At 68.4% G+C, this 15,022-nt stretch carries 15 protein-coding genes; 9 read left to right on the forward strand and 6 right to left on the reverse strand.

Features of this window, described 5'->3' with window-relative positions; all coding sequences use genetic code 11:
• The first annotated feature begins 165 nt into the window (after positions 1-165).
• From Hrr1229_RS15610 to Hrr1229_RS15635, 6 genes are all read left to right on the forward strand, one after another.
• Positions 166-999, forward strand: a complete 834-nt coding sequence (locus Hrr1229_RS15610; protein ID WP_123112029.1) for an MBL fold metallo-hydrolase — start codon at positions 166-168, stop codon at positions 997-999.
• 126 nt (positions 1,000-1,125) lie between these two features.
• Positions 1,126-2,763: a hypothetical protein gene (locus Hrr1229_RS15615; RefSeq protein ID WP_123112028.1), complete on the forward strand. Its 1,638-nt coding sequence runs from the start codon at positions 1,126-1,128 to the stop codon at positions 2,761-2,763.
• 137 nt (positions 2,764-2,900) lie between these two features.
• The gene (locus tag Hrr1229_RS15620; protein ID WP_123112027.1) at positions 2,901-3,806 is read left to right on the forward strand and encodes a hypothetical protein; all 906 of its coding nucleotides are present in this window, start codon (positions 2,901-2,903) and stop codon (positions 3,804-3,806) included.
• Positions 3,807-4,332: 526 nt separating this feature from the next.
• Positions 4,333-4,713: a DUF5805 domain-containing protein gene (locus Hrr1229_RS15625; protein ID WP_123112026.1), complete on the forward strand. Its 381-nt coding sequence runs from the start codon at positions 4,333-4,335 to the stop codon at positions 4,711-4,713.
• A complete protein-coding gene (locus Hrr1229_RS15630; RefSeq protein ID WP_123112025.1) occupies positions 4,706-5,740 on the forward strand; it encodes a tyrosine-type recombinase/integrase in 1,035 nt (344 codons plus the stop codon). The genes Hrr1229_RS15625 and Hrr1229_RS15630 overlap by 8 nt, the downstream gene beginning before the upstream one ends.
• 307 nt (positions 5,741-6,047) lie before the next feature.
• Positions 6,048-7,142, forward strand: coding sequence for a radical SAM protein (locus Hrr1229_RS15635; protein ID WP_123112024.1), 1,095 nt, complete (start codon positions 6,048-6,050; stop codon positions 7,140-7,142).
• Between the two features lie 18 nt (positions 7,143-7,160).
• Here the strand turns inward: Hrr1229_RS15635 and Hrr1229_RS15640 are convergent, their stop codons facing one another.
• The 4 genes from Hrr1229_RS15640 to Hrr1229_RS15655 all read right to left on the reverse strand — a co-directional run bounded on the left by Hrr1229_RS15640 (position 7,161) and on the right by Hrr1229_RS15655 (position 9,910).
• A complete protein-coding gene (locus Hrr1229_RS15640) occupies positions 7,161-7,964 on the reverse strand; it encodes a MarR family transcriptional regulator (RefSeq protein WP_123112023.1) in 804 nt (267 codons plus the stop codon).
• Between the two features lie 229 nt (positions 7,965-8,193).
• Complete coding sequence (locus Hrr1229_RS15645; RefSeq protein ID WP_123112022.1) at positions 8,194-9,381, reverse strand: LEA type 2 family protein; 1,188 nt, start codon at positions 9,379-9,381, stop codon at positions 8,194-8,196.
• Between the two features lie 52 nt (positions 9,382-9,433).
• Complete coding sequence (locus Hrr1229_RS15650) at positions 9,434-9,631, reverse strand: DUF5800 family protein (protein WP_094522355.1); 198 nt, start codon at positions 9,629-9,631, stop codon at positions 9,434-9,436.
• 96 nt (positions 9,632-9,727) lie between these two features.
• Complete coding sequence (locus Hrr1229_RS15655) at positions 9,728-9,910, reverse strand: DUF5786 family protein (protein ID WP_123112021.1); 183 nt, start codon at positions 9,908-9,910, stop codon at positions 9,728-9,730.
• A 250-nt stretch (positions 9,911-10,160) separates the two neighbouring features.
• On the opposite strand from Hrr1229_RS15655, the gene Hrr1229_RS15660 reads away from it, so the two are divergent.
• Positions 10,161-11,546, forward strand: a complete 1,386-nt coding sequence (locus tag Hrr1229_RS15660) for a polymer-forming cytoskeletal protein (protein ID WP_123112020.1) — start codon at positions 10,161-10,163, stop codon at positions 11,544-11,546.
• A gap of 30 nt (positions 11,547-11,576) precedes the next feature.
• Here the strand turns inward: Hrr1229_RS15660 and Hrr1229_RS15665 are convergent, their stop codons facing one another.
• On the reverse strand, positions 11,577-12,341 hold the full coding sequence (locus Hrr1229_RS15665; RefSeq protein ID WP_123112019.1) for a ribonuclease H-like domain-containing protein: 765 nt from the start codon (positions 12,339-12,341) through the stop codon (positions 11,577-11,579).
• An 86-nt stretch (positions 12,342-12,427) separates the two neighbouring features.
• Between Hrr1229_RS15665 and Hrr1229_RS15670 the strand changes: the two genes are divergently transcribed.
• Positions 12,428-13,201, forward strand: a complete 774-nt coding sequence (locus tag Hrr1229_RS15670; RefSeq protein ID WP_123112018.1) for an SOS response-associated peptidase — start codon at positions 12,428-12,430, stop codon at positions 13,199-13,201.
• A gap of 35 nt (positions 13,202-13,236) precedes the next feature.
• Positions 13,237-13,491 (forward strand): hypothetical protein, encoded by a 255-nt coding sequence (locus Hrr1229_RS15675; RefSeq protein WP_123112017.1) that lies wholly within the window; start codon positions 13,237-13,239, stop codon positions 13,489-13,491.
• A gap of 70 nt (positions 13,492-13,561) precedes the next feature.
• On the opposite strand, the gene Hrr1229_RS15680 is transcribed toward Hrr1229_RS15675, so the two are convergent.
• Positions 13,562-15,022 (reverse strand): class I SAM-dependent methyltransferase, encoded by a 1,461-nt coding sequence (locus Hrr1229_RS15680; RefSeq protein ID WP_123112016.1) that lies wholly within the window; start codon positions 15,020-15,022, stop codon positions 13,562-13,564.

Here is a 15,022-nt window from a genome sequence, read left to right on the forward strand (position 1 = left end):
CGCTCCGCGTTTTTCGGTCCCGCCTGAGTTCGCTTTCGGCCGAGATTTTGTATAGCGATATATGATACAAGAGATCGGCTTCGGACAGAACTCTGTCGTTTCAGTCAGGACAGTATTCTGTCTCACTCCGGAATCATTACCCCGCGCGCCCGCCCAGCGTGGGGCATGGCCGATTCCGACTGGGGCGACTGGCTGCCGCGCGCGGTCGCGGACGCCGACCCCGACACGGTGGCACTGTGGTACCTGGGCTGTAACGGCTTCGCGATCAAGGGCAGCGAGGGCACCGTCCTCTGGATCGACCCGTACGTGGGCACCGGCGACCCGCCGCGCACGGTCCGGATGATCCCGGTTCCCTTCGACCCCGCCGACGTCGACGTCGCGAACGCGGTGCTGGCGACCCACGAGCACACCGACCACGTCCACGGCCCCTCGCAGGCGCCGATCCTCGCGAACACGGACGCCGACTTCGTCGCGCCCGACGACTCGCTGGCGGTCGCGCGCGAGGAAGAGCGGTGGACCGAGAATTGGGACGTCGAGAGCGAGGCCTTCCTGGAAGTGACCGAGGGTGACGAGCTGCGGATCGGCGAGTTCACGGTTCACGTCGTGGAAACGCAGGACTCTGACGCCACGCACCCGGTCGGCTACGTGATCGAGCACGACGCCGGCACCGTCTTCCACGCCGGGGACAGCAAGCCGTCCGACTCCTTCCCGGGGCTCGCCGCGGAGTTCGACATCGACCTCGGAATCCTAGCGTTCGGGTCGGTGGGGGCGGTCCCAGACAAGGAAACCGGCGAACCCGTCCGCACGAAGTGGTACAGCGACGAGAACGAGATCGCGAAGGCGGCGAACGACCTCGCGCTCGACCGGCTCGTCCCGACCCACTGGGACATGTGGAAGGGGTTGACCGCGGACCCGACCGCACTCCACGAACACGTGCGGAGCTTCGAGCACCCGAACCGACTGGAGATCGTCGAGATCGGCGATCGGATCGACCTGTAGTCGCCCGGTGACCCGAACCGGCAAGTGGGCGCGATCGAGTCGGTCAGGCTTTTTTCGGGGGCACGGGGTTATCAACGCCGAAACGCGGCCCGTGGAATTTAAGCCCCTGCTCCGGGAGGTGCCGGTATGAGCGAACGGACGGCAGAAGCGACGACGACCGTCGACGAGGACGGTATTCGCGTCGAGAAATCCTTCACCGACGACGCGTTCCCCGTGCCCGCGGTGAGATTCGAGCTCTCCTCGACCCGCGAGGACCCCGTGCGCGTGCGCATCGTGGACCGGATCCCCGAGTCGTTCCCGATGGACCGCATCGGGTTCCACCCGGAGTACGAGAGCGAGAACTGGACGGCGTACAAGGACCACCGCGTCGAGTTCGAGCGCGTCCTCGACCCGGGCGACACGGTCGAGACCGTGTTCGGGATCCGCGACGACGACCCGGACCTCGACGGGTTCCTCGGCACGCCGAGCATCGAGCACGTCCCGGTCGGCGAGGAGATCGAGGACGTCCTCGGCACCGGCGACACCGACGCCGTCAGGGAGGTCCTCTCCGGCGACCGCGCCACCCTCCCCGGCATGGAGGACTCGCTCGCCGAGGCTGAGGACGAAGAACCGGTCGAGACGGACGCAGAGGAAGGTGTCGAGGGCGAAGCGGCAGCCGAGGCCGGTGTCGACGAGGCGGACGACTCGGACGCCCCCGAACCGCGGGCCGTCTCCGCGGAGGGGACAGCCGCGGTCACGGTCCGAGACGACGAGCGCGAGGCGAAGGCCGAATCGGAACCGTCGCCCGACGCAGACGAAGCGCCCGATTCCGACGACGAGAGCGAAGCGCCCGTTTCCGACGACGAGGGAGGGGACACCGACCTTGACGAGCCGGCCGACTCGGGGGCCGTCGAGGCCGCGGAACCGGACGAAGACGCTGGCGAACCCGCCGGCGCCGTAGCTGCCACGGACGTCTCGTCCGAAGGCGGTATCGCGTCCGCGCTCGCCGCCGAGATCCGCGCCGGCGAGGTCGCGGACGAGGACCTCGAGACGCTCAGCGAGGAGCTCGACGTCGGCGTCCCGCGGAGCGTCGACGTGCGCATCGCTCGGCTCCAGTCGAGCGTGGCCGACATCGAGGCGTACGCCGACGCGCTCGCGGAGTTCATCGACGGCGAGGGGACGGCGCGGGAGATCCTCGACGAACTCGACCGAAAGGTGGAGACCGTCGAATCCGAAATGGACGCGCTCGACGACCGGGTCGACGCGGCCGACGCTGACCGGGAGGACCTGCGCGAGACGGTCGGTCGGGTAGACGACTCCGTCGAGGCGGTCTCGTCGGAGGTCGACGCCGTGACCGAGCGCGTCGCGGGCGTCAGCGACCGGGTCGACGGGGTCGAAGGCGACGTCGACGACGTGGCGGCGACCGTCGATAACGTCGCGGACGACGTCTCGCGGCTCGACGAGGAGACCGCAGCGCTCGAGGAATCGCTCGACGACGCGGGCGACGACATCGAGACGCTGTACGAGGAGGTCGACGACGCCGCCGCCGCGGCCGAGTCGACGGCGGACCGCGTCGACGACGTGGAGTCCCGTATGGGGCGCTTCGACGAGGAGTTCGACGACCTGTGGGACGACTTAGCGGAGGTCGACACCCGGCTGACGGAGATCGAAGACAGGCTCGGCGAGGACCTCGACGATGTCGAAGCGGAGATCGACGATATCAACGACCACCTGGAGGAGTTAGAGGCCTTCCGGGAGCGGCTCAACGAGGCGTTCGGACCGTAACGACGAGCGGCAACTTTTAAATAGACGCTCGCTTCGACGGTTCCGCTCGACGGACGCCTCTCCGCCGTTCTCCCGTGGCCGCACGGCGACCGACCGAAAGCGCAACCCGTTTTAGCCGCGGCGACCCACTCCGGGTAATGAGCGAACCGGTACCGGTCGCCGTTCCGCGGAAGGGTCGGCCCCTCGAAGCGGTCCTCGAACGGATCGCGTCCGTCGGCCGGGACGACCGGCTGGACCGCCTTGCAGACAGCGTGAGCAACACGCTCCGCTACGAGAAGGCGATCACGAAAGGCGGCGTCGAGGCCGACGACGGCCCCTACGAGCGGCTGGCCGAGTACTCCGACCCGCACGCCCCGGCCGAGCCGGAGTTCACGCTGCTGCGCGACGACCGCGACGGGAAGCCCCGTCGGATCGTCTTCGACGCCGCGACCGTCGATATCGGCGACGTCAGGCTGAAGCTCGTCGGCCGCGAGGAGCCGTTCCGCGCCCTCCGGACCCACGAGTTCGCGCTCGGGTTCGACTCGGCGGACCTCGTCTTAGAGGAGGTCGTCGGAATCCGGCCGGACGGGCTCGGCGAGATCGCCGACGTCAACGAGCGGATCGATCCGGTCGACACCGACGTCCGCGTCGTCAACGGGCTCGGTGACACTGTCTACCACACGCTGATGGGTCGGCCGGAGCGGCTCGACCCGGGGACCGACCTCGGCCGCGCGTTCCTCGCCGACTACGAGGGGCCGCTGTGTATCTCACCCCGATACGAGCGGCTGGTCACCGCAGTGCTGGGCACGGACGCCCTCGGCGGGGTCGACTTCGTCTACCCGAACCCGGACGAAGAGGAGGAGGCGGGGATCGCACGAGCGGGCCTCGGCGTCTACCTCACCGTCACCGGGTCGACCGCCCGCGAGCACGGCCTCGTCGTCGGCGAACACCTCTTCCCCAGCGAGACCGTGTTGATGCGGAACGCGGCCGAGAGCGACCCGCGAGTCGAACGCGCGATAACCGCCCTCGACGTCGACGACGCGACCTCCGAGATCCGAGTCTGATCCCGGCAGTTTCTATAGCGATATAAGATATGCTCGTTGTGGACGGAACGTGCGCTCACGACGGATCCGGGACGTTTTCGGAGGCTATCCGGTCTCGTACCGGACGAGCCGCCGATAGAGCCGGTCGGATCGCGAACGACACCTTCCTCCCCCTATTTTCGACGAGTTCGACTGAGCGCGTCGCCAGACTGTATTGGAGGTGCGAGGCGATCGAAATACTGACCGTCCCAATAACGCTCGCCGCCGAACGATTCAGTCCGTTTCATCGATTTCGGTAGATCCGGGCGGGACGGGATCGCGAGGGAAATCGATCCGCCGATTTGTGACCTTCGACAGCCGACAGAACTGTTGTAGCGCCGAGATAGTATATCCGATATTTTGATACCTTAGATTCGATTTCCAGCTCTACAATTCAAGATATTATGTTTGAACGCTGGATTTGAGAGCACTACAGAACTGTATAAGTGACCTTATCCGGAATTGTGGGATAGATTGAAGTCGGCGGCCGGACAACTCGGATCCAACGATGAGCGACGATCGACGCTCGGTGAAGACGTACGTCCCCGCCGAGCAAAAGGATCGGTGGCAGGAGCACGCGGACGAACTCGGGATGTCACAGAGCGAGTTCGTCCGGACGATGGTACAGGCCGGTCGCCGCGGGTTTTCGCTGTCCGATTCCGGAAAGGCCGCCGAACCCGGTCCTTCGGGGTCTGACCCCGAGGGTGACACCCTCGAAACGAGGGTCGAAGCGGCGCTCGCCGACGGGCCGCTCTCGTGGGAGGAGCTGACGGAAGCCGTGGTCGGCGACTTCGAGGATAGGTTGGAGGACGCGCTCGACGCGTTACAGGATCGCAACCGCGTCCGGTACAACGGACGGAAGGGCGGGTACACCCTCACCGATGAGTAGCGCCCGAGCGCCGGACGAGGTTTCGGACCCGGTGGGATACTTCATCGAGGACCTCACCTACCACGGGAAGACGGAGCGCACCCGCGAGTCCTACGAGCGCGTCCTCCGACGGTTCGAGGCGTTTCTCGGGCCCGAGACGACGCCCGATTCGGCGACGCACCGCGACTGCATGTCGTTCGTCCACTCGCTGCGCGGCGACGTGGCGGACAGCACGGTGGCGACGTACGCCGCCTACCTCCATCGATTCTACGGGTACATGACCGAGGTCGGCGTCTTCGAGGGTAACCCGATGACGCTCGTAATGGAGGAGATGGACGAGACGGTCGATAAGGACCCCGCCCGACGCGACATCCCGATCCCGGCGATGCGCGAGTTCGTTGCCGGGATCCGGCACCCCCTTCACCGGGCTCTCGTGGTGACGCTGCTCAAAACCGGTATGCGGGTCGGAGAGTGCTGTAACTTGGATCTCCGCGATCTCGCCGTCGACGACCCGGAGCTTCGGGACGCATACGACCTCGGAGCCCGTCCCGTGCTCGCGGACCGGCCGAATTCGCTGTACGTGACCCCCGAGGCGACCGTCGGCGAGGAGCTGAACGGCGAGGTCAGGACCGCCTCGAACAAGCGCAAGCGCGGGACAGTGATCCCCGTCGACGACGAGCTGGCGCGGACGCTGAAGCGCTGGCTGGCGATCCGGCCCGACAGCCCCTCGTCGGCCGAGCCGCTGTTCGTCGGGACAGCCGAGGGATGGGGCGAGCGGCTCGATCCGCAGGCGGTGCGGCACGTCGTCGAGCGGTACGCCCGGGAAGCGGGGTGGTACCGAACGGGGGGCGGGGCCGCCGAGAACGTCACGCCGCACTACTTCCGACACTTCTTCACGACGCACCTGCGCGACAGGACCGGCGACCGCGGTGTGGTCAAATATCTGCGCGGCGACGTCGCCGACGACGTGATCGACACCTACACCCACAACTGGGGAGACCAGGTCCGAGAGACGTATGAAGCGAACGTCTACCGGCTGTTGGAGTAGTTTAGGGACGTTTTGTTGTCTCAGAAACGACGTGGACCGCGTCGCAAACCGTACGCGTAAATCATATAGCGCTATACAAAATTGTCTTTCGCGCCTGGGTTCACTCCATTCCCTGAAACCCCCGGAAAGTGCCGAAAGAGCCGTGCTGCCCGGAGAAAACCGAATTCGTCTCGTCGACAAGTCGTTCTCTTGGATAGTCGACGAGAAGTGGACCGGGGTCTGAGCGGCAAATGAAGAAGCGGGACATTCCCTGAACACGTTCGGGGTATTCCCCAAGGGGGCATAGGTCGTAGCGCGTGGCAGGCACATGTTCGACGACCTCGACGTGGACCGGCGGCCCCTCGTCCTGATCTGGGAGGTGACGCAGGCGTGCGGGCTCGCCTGCCGTCACTGTCGGGCCGACGCGAAGCCCAAGCGGCACCCGGAGGAGCTGACGACCGCCGAGGGGAAGCGACTCCTCGACGACGCCGCGGAGTTCGGTGACGGCCAGCTGGTCGTCCTCTCCGGCGGCGACCCGCTCGCCCGCGACGATCTCACGGAGCTGATCTCGTACGGCGACGACCTGGGCCACCGGATGACGATCACGCCGAGCGGAACGGCGTCGCTGACCCCCGACCGCGTCGAGGCGCTCGCGGACGCGGGGATCCGGCGAATGGCGCTCAGCATCGACGGGGCGACGCGCGAGAGCCACGATCGGTTCCGCGGCGAGGAGAGCTTCGAGGACACGCTTCGCGCGGCGCGGGCCGCACGCGAGGCCGGACTCCCGCTCCAGGTCAACACCACCGTCTGCGCCGAGACCGTCGCCGAGCTCCCGGCGATCCGGGACCGGGTGCGCGACCTCGGCGCGGTGCTCTGGAGCGTTTTTTTCCTCGTGCCGGTCGGTCGCGGCCGGATCCTCGACCCGATCCCCCCGGAGCGCGCCGAGCGGGTGATGGAGTGGCTCCAAGACGTCGCCGAGGCGGAAGGCTTCGGCGTCAAGACCACCGAGGCGCCGTTCTACCGTCGGGTCGGACTTCAGCAAGACAGAGCCGACGGCGCGGCTCGCCGGAGAGGCGGGATCACGGCCGGGCGCGGCTTCGCCTTCGTCAGCCACACCGGGGAGACGTACCCGTCCGGGTTCCTCCCGAAGTCCGCGGGCAACGTCCGGGACCGGTCCGTGGTCGACATCTATCGGAACGCGGAGCTGTTCGAGTCGCTCCGGGATCCGGACCGATTCGAGGGGAAGTGCGGCGCCTGCGAGTTCAGACAGGTCTGCGGGGGGAGTCGATCTCGGGCGTTCGCCGCGACCGGGGACCCGCTGGGGAGCGACCCGCTCTGTCCGTACGTTCCGGACGGATACGACGGCGAACTACCGGAGACGCTGACGGGCGAGAACGCGGGCGTCTCCGACGCGGCGGACTGAGGGCCGGCGTCGCTGAGGCTACAGGTCGTCCGAGTCGAGGACTCGGTGCGGGACGTTCTTATCGCGCAGCTTGGAGGTGTGTCGCGGGATCTCGTCGGTCACCGCGACGAGCAGGACGTCGAGGCCGAGCATCCCCGCCTCGGCGACGCCGTCCGCGGTTCCGAAGCGGATGTCCGGGTCCGCGTCGCTTCTGGAGACGAGCGCGTACGCCTCCGTGCCAGCGACCGCGAGCAATCCGTCCTCGGGGACGTGCGTGGGGACCACACTCGGATCGGGCGGGGCCTCGTCGGTGACGGTCGGGACCGGAAGCACCGAGACGGTGCCCGTGTCGTAATCGACGACGCCCTCGAAGTCGGCGACGCCGACCGCCGCGCCCCGCTCGGCGCTCGTGACGGTGACCGCGGTCGCCGTGCCGCCCGCGGGGTTTGCGTGGAGGACGCCGTCGCGCATCACGAGGCCGACCTCCCTCCCCTCCGCCACGTCGTCGAGCGCGATTGCGGCGTCGACCTCGACGCTCCCGAGGACGTCGGAGTTCACCCGTTCGAGGTACGCCTCCAGGTCGTCGGTCCGAGAGATGAGCCAGTCGACCCCCTCCTTCGTCACCTCGTATCGGCCGCGACCCCCCTTCTCGACGTATCCCGCCTCGACGAGGTCTCGGACGTAATCGCTGACCGCCTGCGAGGTCACTCCGATCGTGTCTGCGATCTCGCCCTGGCTCACGGCCGGCTGTCGGGCCGCGATCTCGACGAGCACCTGGTAGCGCGTCGCGCTCCGCTTGTTCTCGAGGACGTCCGGCGAGTCCCCGCCATCGGCGTCGGCCATTATCGGGAATTCGGCGGCCGCAAATAAAGTAGTGTTGTCTATCTGATCGCGTCGTCGCCCCAGAGGCCGTCTCTCGGCGGCAGGTACAAAATAGGCCTTTTCTAAGACAATCCTAATTGAGTCGAGCTGCGATCGACTTGTACGCCAGAACGCGAACTCGGGCGAAACGCGGCCGTCACCCTCGTCGATCCCGACCCGTCAGGGCTGGGCGCCGGGTGCCGTCGACGTCTTACAGCGGCAGAACGCCGTCGTCATCGTCGCCGTCGTCCGACCCGTCGTCAGTCGTGTTGTCGTCAGTCGTGTCGTCATCGGTCGTGTCGTCGCCGGTGGAATCACCGTCCGTGGTGTTTCCGTCGGTGGCTTCTCCGTCGTCGGTTTGGTTCCCCCCGTCGTCCGTGGTGTTTCCGTCGGTACCGCTCTCGTCGGCGCTCGAGTCGCGCACGTCGTCGCCCTCGTCGAAGATGTCGGTCTCGATCGTCTCCTCGTAGGTCAGTTCGTCGAGCGGGACGGTGACCTCCTCGCCGGTCGGGAGCTCGATGACGGCGTAGAACTCGATCCGGAGGTCGCTCACCTGGTGGCCGCGCACGTCCGCGTCAAGGTGCGTGACCCACCACTCGTCGAGGCGGCGGTTCTGGAGGGCCGTCGTGAACTCGATCGTCTCGGCGCTCCGCGAGGGGATCACGTACCCCTCCTCGGTCTGTCCGGAGGCCATCTCGACGCCGTTCATCGTGACATCGTAGCCGATCTCCGAGACGGCGTACGGTTCGAGGTTCGGGTTGTAGACGGTGAACGCCATATCGATGGGCGTCTCGGCCTCGCTGACGCTCCCCCACTCGCCCCGCGTCTCGTTGACGTAGAGGATCGGGTCGTCGGTCAACGCGCTGTCGGCGTTCACCGGACGCGTCTCGTCCGAATTAAAGGCGCCGAGCAGGTCGGTCGTGATCTCGCGGCTACGGCTGAACTCGACGCTCCGCCCGAGCAGACCCGAGGTGACGCTGGCGTCGATACCGACGGTCGTCCGCTCGCCGCTGCGGACGTGGCTGACCCACCACGGCGGGATCGCGTCGTTCCGGAGGTCGGTTTCGAGGGGGATCGTGGAGTTTCCGGTTCCGACGCGCACGCCCTCTCGGCCGCCCTGGGCCATCTCGATGTCGTTCATCGAGACCGTGTAGTTCACCGAGACGCCGTCGAGCCTGACGCCGACCGGGTTCGGGTTCGAGACGACCAGGTCCGTTCGGACCTCGGTGGTCTCGCTTGTCACGTCGCCGAAGGTGTTGTCGACGGCCGCGACGCTCGGGACGCCGAGTATCCCGACAGCGAACGCGCCGCCGACGGCGGCCGCGACGACGAGCAGTCCGACGAGGACGATCCGCAGTTTCGAACCCGTGAGCGTGCCGAGCGCGGATCCGAGAAGCATACACCAGCCAATCCGACCGGGTCGTAAAATCGTACCGCTTCCGGGAGCGCAGCTATAACACGTCGCCGATCCGCACCGGCTCGCCGTCCAGGTCGGGCTCCTCGGCGACGATCTGGAGGACCTCGTGGTCGGTGACGTCGCGGAACCCCTTGCCGGTCGCCTCCTCGATCAGGTCCTTCTCCAGTTCGAACTCGGTTCCCTCGTAGACGACGTCGACGCCGTCGTCGGTGAACGTCAGGTCGGTGCTCATGGTCCGTCGTAGGCGGCGATCGGATAAAAGGGGCGTGACACGACCGCGATCCGGAGTCCGCGGGCCGTCGCTCGTCGGTCTCGGTCGGCGAGGCGGTTACTCGTCGTCGCCGTCGTCTTTCATCTCCGAGAGGCGCCCGACCAGGTCGTCGGTGGACGCGCCGCCCTCGATGGAGACCTCGCCGTCGTGGTCGTTCTCGTGGACGTTCACGGCGTCGTCGTCGTCGGTGTCCACGTCCTGGTCCTTCTGCTCGCTCTCGTCGTACGATCCGAATCCCATACCTGAGTCTCCCGCGCCGGACTCAAAAGGGTAGTGACCTGCCGACGATATGGGGACGGACCGCACGCGCGGCGCTCCGGAGGGGAGACCGTCGGACTGAGGCCCGACGCCCGCTCGCATGCGACCGCACCGCTCGCAACGCGGCGTCGCGTCCCTCTGAATCCGCTGTCGCGTCACTCCGGGAGGTCCGCAGTCCGACGCGCGTCGGACGCCCCACACGGTTTATAGGCGCGGAGAGAGATTTCCCGGTGTGTCGCTGCGAGGAGACGGTCCGATAGAGGAGCTCGCGGTCCCGTCCGGGACGACCGTCGAGGAGCACGACCTCGTCGTCGACGGCGACGTGCTCGTCGGCGGCCAGTCGACGGTGGAGTTCGGGCTCCGCGGGCGCAACGTCGCGATAGGCGAGCGCGTGCGCGTCGGGAACGACATCGAGGCCGAGGGCGACTGCCGGCTCGACACGTGGTGTAGCGTCGACGGCAACGTCCTCGTCGGCGAGGACGCGTACCTCGGCGAGCGCGTGACCGTCACGGGGCGGCTGATGGTCTCGGGCGACCTCGACATCGGCGACGACGTGTCGATCGAGGAGGGGTTCGAGGCGAACGGCTGGATCGTCATCCGGAACCCCGTCCCCACCATCGTCTTCTACTTCATCGTCCTCTCGCAGCTCCTGCGGGTCGGCGAGACCGACGCGGCCGACGAGCTCGCGGAGGCGCTCGCCGACGGCGACGACGTGCGCGACCCTCTCTTGATCCCGCGCGGCGCCGAGATCTCCGACGACGCGTGGCGCGTCTCGACGCCCGCGACGGTCGGCGACGACTGCCGGATCCACGGCAACCTCCGCGCCGAGTCGGTCCGCGTCGGCGAGCGCAACGAGGTGTTCGGCTCCCTCCGCGCGCGAGAGGGGATCACGGTCGGCGCCGAGACGGTCATCCACGGCGACGTCACCACCCGCGGCGGGACGGTCACCATCGAGGCCGGCGCGCGGGTCCTCGGCGACGTCTCCGCCGGCGACCTCGTCGTCCACGACGGCGCCGAGATCGACGGCTCCCTCCGGGCCCGCGGCGAGATGAAGTTAGTCCAAGAGACGGGAAGCGAGGCCGGCGAGGACGGCCAAGACGAGGGGGAGACGGAGTCGACCGATGAGACAGAGTCGACCGATGAGACGGAGACGACCGATGAGGCGGAGACGGTCGACGACGAAGCGGTGGGTGAAGGCGAGGACGCGGAGACGGAGTCACCCGATGGCGCGGCGGCGGCCCAGGGGAACGACGACGAGGAAGCCGAAGGAGACGCGGAAACAGACGGCGATTCCGGGGACGAGGACGCCGCCGAAAACGGGCCCGCAGTCGACAGCGAACACGGGGCGGAACCGGAAGTCGACGGCGAACCGGAAGCCGCCGACGAGCCCGAAGACGGAAACCCCGAGACGGGGGACGACGGCTCGGAAGCCGACGAGGAGTCGGCAGAAGCGCCGCCGGTGAGAGACGCCGAGACGGTCGCCGCGGAGGGATCGACGGACGACGGCGAGAGCGACTCGGACGACGGCGAGAGCGACTCGGCCCCCGACGAAAGCGGAAGCGACGCGGGGTCCGGGACGGCGGAGGCGGCCGTCGACCCCGACGCGGAAGCGACGTAGCCGACGCCGCTTGGCCGATTTCTGACCGCGCTACCGCTCGGGAGCGGCGGCGACGAACACGTCATCGTGGAGCCGCTCGCAGACGACGTCGGCCAGCGTCCGGAGGTTCTCGGTGTCCTCGCGGTTGTACGAGACCAGCGTATCGAGGGCGTCCTCGTCGCCGCGCTCGTACTCCCGCCAGAGCCGAACAGCGTCTCGTCCCGAGATGTCCGGGCGGTCGCGGTCGATCCCGATCTCCTTCTCGATGGGTTTCAGCCCCCCGGAGAGCCCGATCCGCTTGCAGGGGTACATCAGGTCGAGGTGCGGCGTGTCGACGTCGATCCCGAAGGAGGTCTCGAGGAAGGGCACGTCGAACCGCGCGCCGTTGAAGGTCGCGAGCAGGCTGGCGTCGGCGAACTGCTCGCGGAGGCGGTCGGCGGTGAGGTCGTCGCCGGCGACGAGCGTGGTCGTCTCCCCGTCGCGGTGGAAGCTCACGGTCGTCACGCGGTCGCGGTGCTCGTCGAGCCCGGTGGTCTCGATGTCGAAGAAGCAGGTCTCCTCGCGGAAGTTCTCGTAGAGCCGCCAGCGCTCCCCGCTCGGGAACGCGCGGTCGAAGTAGGTCGCGTCGCCGTCGTCGAGCCGCGTCAGGGCCTCGACGATGAACGACTCGATCCGGTCGGCGGTGGTCGAGCCGACGCCCGCGACGTCGACGGCGGGATCGAACGCCTCCCACGTGGTGACGCCCTCGCGCCACAGCCGGCGCTCCGTCGTCTCGCCGACCCCCTCGACCGGGATGAAGCTGTTCTCGATGCGCATACCCGACCGCGGCGGCGCGCGGGCAAAAACCCGACGGGAGGCGGCGACGCGATTTATGCCGCCGCGGACCGAACGCGGGGACACGCATGTGCGGCCGCTACACCCTCTTTACCCCCGCCGCCGATCTCGAGACCCGGTTCGGCGCCGACTTCGGCGATGTCGAGCCCAGCTACAACTGCGCGCCCGGACAGGAGCTCCCGGTGATCGCCGACGAGGCGCCCGACCGCGCGACCCGGATGGAGTGGGGGCTCACCCCTTCGTGGGCCGACGAGTCGTTCGACCTCATCAACGCCCGCGCCGAGACGGTCCGCGAGAAGCGGAGCTTCGCCGACGCGTTCGAGCGCCGGCGGTGCCTCGTCCCCGCCGACGGCTTCTACGAGTGGGTCGAGGGCGGCGGGCCGGACGGGGCCGGTGGACAAGGCGGTCACGGCAACCGCGGGGACCGCGGCGGCTCCGGAAAGACTCCCTACCGCGTCGCCTTCGAGGACGACCGCCCGTTCGCGATGGCGGGGCTCTACGAGCGGTGGGAGCCGCCGGAGCCCGAGACGACGCAGACGGGGCTCGGCGCGTTCGGCGGCGGGCCGGCGGAGGGCGACGAGGACGAGGCCGACGGGCCCGTGGAGACGTTCACGGTCGTGACGACCGAGCCGAACGCGCTCGTCGCCGACCTCCACCACCGGATGGCGGTGATCTTGGACCCGGACGAGGAAGAGACGTGGCTCCGCGGCGACCCCGACGAGGCCGCCGCGCTGCTGGACCCGTATCCGGCCGACGAACTCGCCGCGCACCCGGTTTCGACGCGGGTGAACTCCCCCGCAGTCGACGCCCCGGAGCTGATCGAACCGGTCGGCGGAAAGTAATCTTTTTCTACCTGTTTGCTGAATGAAAGAATGAAATGCCCTCCCTCCCGCAGATCGGCGTCGCCGGCGGTCCGGAACTACTCGTCGCGCTCCTCCTTCTCGGGATACTGGTCGTCCCGGCGCTGCTCGTGTCACTGATCGTCTACCTAGACGCGACGGACCGAGACAGCCGCCACGCGATCGCGTGGGCGCTCGGCGCGCTCCTCGGCGGCGTCGTCGTCTGGGTCCTCTACTTCGCCGTCCGCGACGAGGTCGGTCCGAGCGGGTCGGCCGTGAACGGTCGACCGTGATCGCGGGGTCGATGATAGCTGGAGCGGTGATCGCGGGAGCGGCGGAAGCCCCGTCAGCGGAGCGTCGGAGTCAGGGCGCGACCAAGTCGACGACTGTCTCGTCGTCGACGACCACGTTGTACGCCCCCTCGTCGTCGTTCCAGAGCACGAGGCCGTTCTCGACGAAGACGACCGCGCCGTAGTCGGCCCGCCGGAGGTCCTCGTTGAGCACGGTCTCGCGCGTGCAGACGAGGTAGTGGTCCACCGTCTGTGAGCCGTCGCCGACGCGGTAGAGCGCGTTGTCGCCGTCGCTGAGGTCGTGGCTGAGTTTCACCGCGAGCAGGTTCACGCGGTCGGTAACGTGCTCCTCCGAGTCCGCCATCCGCGCGCAGCGGTCGTCGCTCGCCCGGACGTCGACGCGGCGCTTCCCGTCGTGTCGGAGGATCGCGTACGCGAACTGGACGTCGACGTTGACGAACTCGCCCGGCTCGTCGGTCGATCCGCGCTCGGCCGCCTCGTCGAGCCGCCGCTGGAAGGGGGGCACGTCGAGGTCGTCGGCGACGTCGAACGACCAGCCGCCGTCGGAGGGGGTCTCGTCCGGCCAGAGCCGGAGCGTGGGCGAGTACGTCTCGACGCCGCTCGTCGGCGTGACGACCTCGCGTTCGATCTCGCGGAGCCCCATCGCGGTGTTGCGGTCGGCGGGCGCGAAGGCGACGACGCTCCCATCGTCGGCGAGGCGGTCGATCGCGGCATCGACGACCGAGACCGGGTCCGCGAGCTCCGAGAGGACGTTCCCGAAGACGACCAAGTCGAAGGGGCCGTCCGGGGCGTCCGACCCCTCGGCGTCAGCCCGCGCCGTCTCGCCGTCGGTCCCGAGGAACGACTCCGCCGTCGTCTCGTGGATCGTCGGCCGAAAGTTGCGGCCGGTCTCCTCGAGCATGCGGTCGAGCACGTCGGCCGCGGCGCTCGGCTCGACGGCGTGGTAGTCGACGACGGCGTCGTCGGGGAGGTAGTCGTGGAGGCCGAGCGCGGGGCCGCCGACGCCCGCGCCCACGTCTAGGACGCGGAGGGTCCGGTCTACGAGCCCGTTCTCGACGAGGTCGTCGAGGACGTACCCGATCGTCGCGTAGTAGGCGGGGAGGTGGTAGATCGCGTACCCGAGCGCGGCGACGGGGTCGTACTCGACGTCGTTCTCGTAGAGGTAGTCCGACTTCAGCCGCCGGACCGCCTCGCGGAGTTCCTCGCCGGACTCGTCGCGGTGCCAGTTCGCGCCGAACTCCTCGACGAGGAGGTCCTCTAAGGCGAACGAGTAGGCGTCGGGGAACGCGGTCGGCGCCCACTCGGGGTCGGGGATCGGTCCCTCGGGGACGGGCTCGAAGCTCCCGTCGTCGCGCTCGCGCAGGCGGAGGTCGAACGCCTCCTCGCGGAGCGTCTCGCGGACGACCGTCGGGTGCGGCGTCCCCTCGACGTACTCCGCGATCTCCTCGGGGTCGATCGGCCTGACGTTGCGCAGGTAGTTGGCGTTGTTTCGGACCGCGTCTCTGTCTATCAT

It is taken from the genome of Halorubrum sp. CBA1229 (assembly GCF_003721435.2).
Taxonomy (GTDB): domain Archaea; phylum Halobacteriota; class Halobacteria; order Halobacteriales; family Haloferacaceae; genus Halorubrum.

What these genes read in the sequence shown, in the direction of transcription:
- Hrr1229_RS15640 (WP_123112023.1), bottom strand. Translation starts at nt 7,964, where the DNA reads ATGGCCGACGCCGATGGCGGGGACTCGCCGGACGTCCTCGAGAACAAG.
- Hrr1229_RS15655 (WP_123112021.1), bottom strand. Translation starts at nt 9,910, where the DNA reads ATGGGATTCGGATCGTACGACGAGAGCGAGCAGAAGGACCAGGACGTG.
- Hrr1229_RS15625 (WP_123112026.1), top strand. Translation starts at nt 4,333, where the DNA reads ATGAGCGACGATCGACGCTCGGTGAAGACGTACGTCCCCGCCGAGCAA.
- Hrr1229_RS15610 (WP_123112029.1), top strand. Translation starts at nt 166, where the DNA reads ATGGCCGATTCCGACTGGGGCGACTGGCTGCCGCGCGCGGTCGCGGAC.
- Hrr1229_RS15635 (WP_123112024.1), top strand. Translation starts at nt 6,048, where the DNA reads ATGTTCGACGACCTCGACGTGGACCGGCGGCCCCTCGTCCTGATCTGG.
- Hrr1229_RS15680 (WP_123112016.1), bottom strand. Translation starts at nt 15,022, where the DNA reads ATGATAGACAGAGACGCGGTCCGAAACAACGCCAACTACCTGCGCAAC.
- Hrr1229_RS15630 (WP_123112025.1), top strand. Translation starts at nt 4,706, where the DNA reads ATGAGTAGCGCCCGAGCGCCGGACGAGGTTTCGGACCCGGTGGGATAC.
- Hrr1229_RS15645 (WP_123112022.1), bottom strand. Translation starts at nt 9,381, where the DNA reads ATGCTTCTCGGATCCGCGCTCGGCACGCTCACGGGTTCGAAACTGCGG.
- Hrr1229_RS15675 (WP_123112017.1), top strand. Translation starts at nt 13,237, where the DNA reads ATGCCCTCCCTCCCGCAGATCGGCGTCGCCGGCGGTCCGGAACTACTC.
- Hrr1229_RS15650 (WP_094522355.1), bottom strand. Translation starts at nt 9,631, where the DNA reads ATGAGCACCGACCTGACGTTCACCGACGACGGCGTCGACGTCGTCTAC.
- Hrr1229_RS15620 (WP_123112027.1), top strand. Translation starts at nt 2,901, where the DNA reads ATGAGCGAACCGGTACCGGTCGCCGTTCCGCGGAAGGGTCGGCCCCTC.
- Hrr1229_RS15615 (WP_123112028.1), top strand. Translation starts at nt 1,126, where the DNA reads ATGAGCGAACGGACGGCAGAAGCGACGACGACCGTCGACGAGGACGGT.
- Hrr1229_RS15670 (WP_123112018.1), top strand. Translation starts at nt 12,428, where the DNA reads ATGTGCGGCCGCTACACCCTCTTTACCCCCGCCGCCGATCTCGAGACC.
- Hrr1229_RS15665 (WP_123112019.1), bottom strand. Translation starts at nt 12,341, where the DNA reads ATGCGCATCGAGAACAGCTTCATCCCGGTCGAGGGGGTCGGCGAGACG.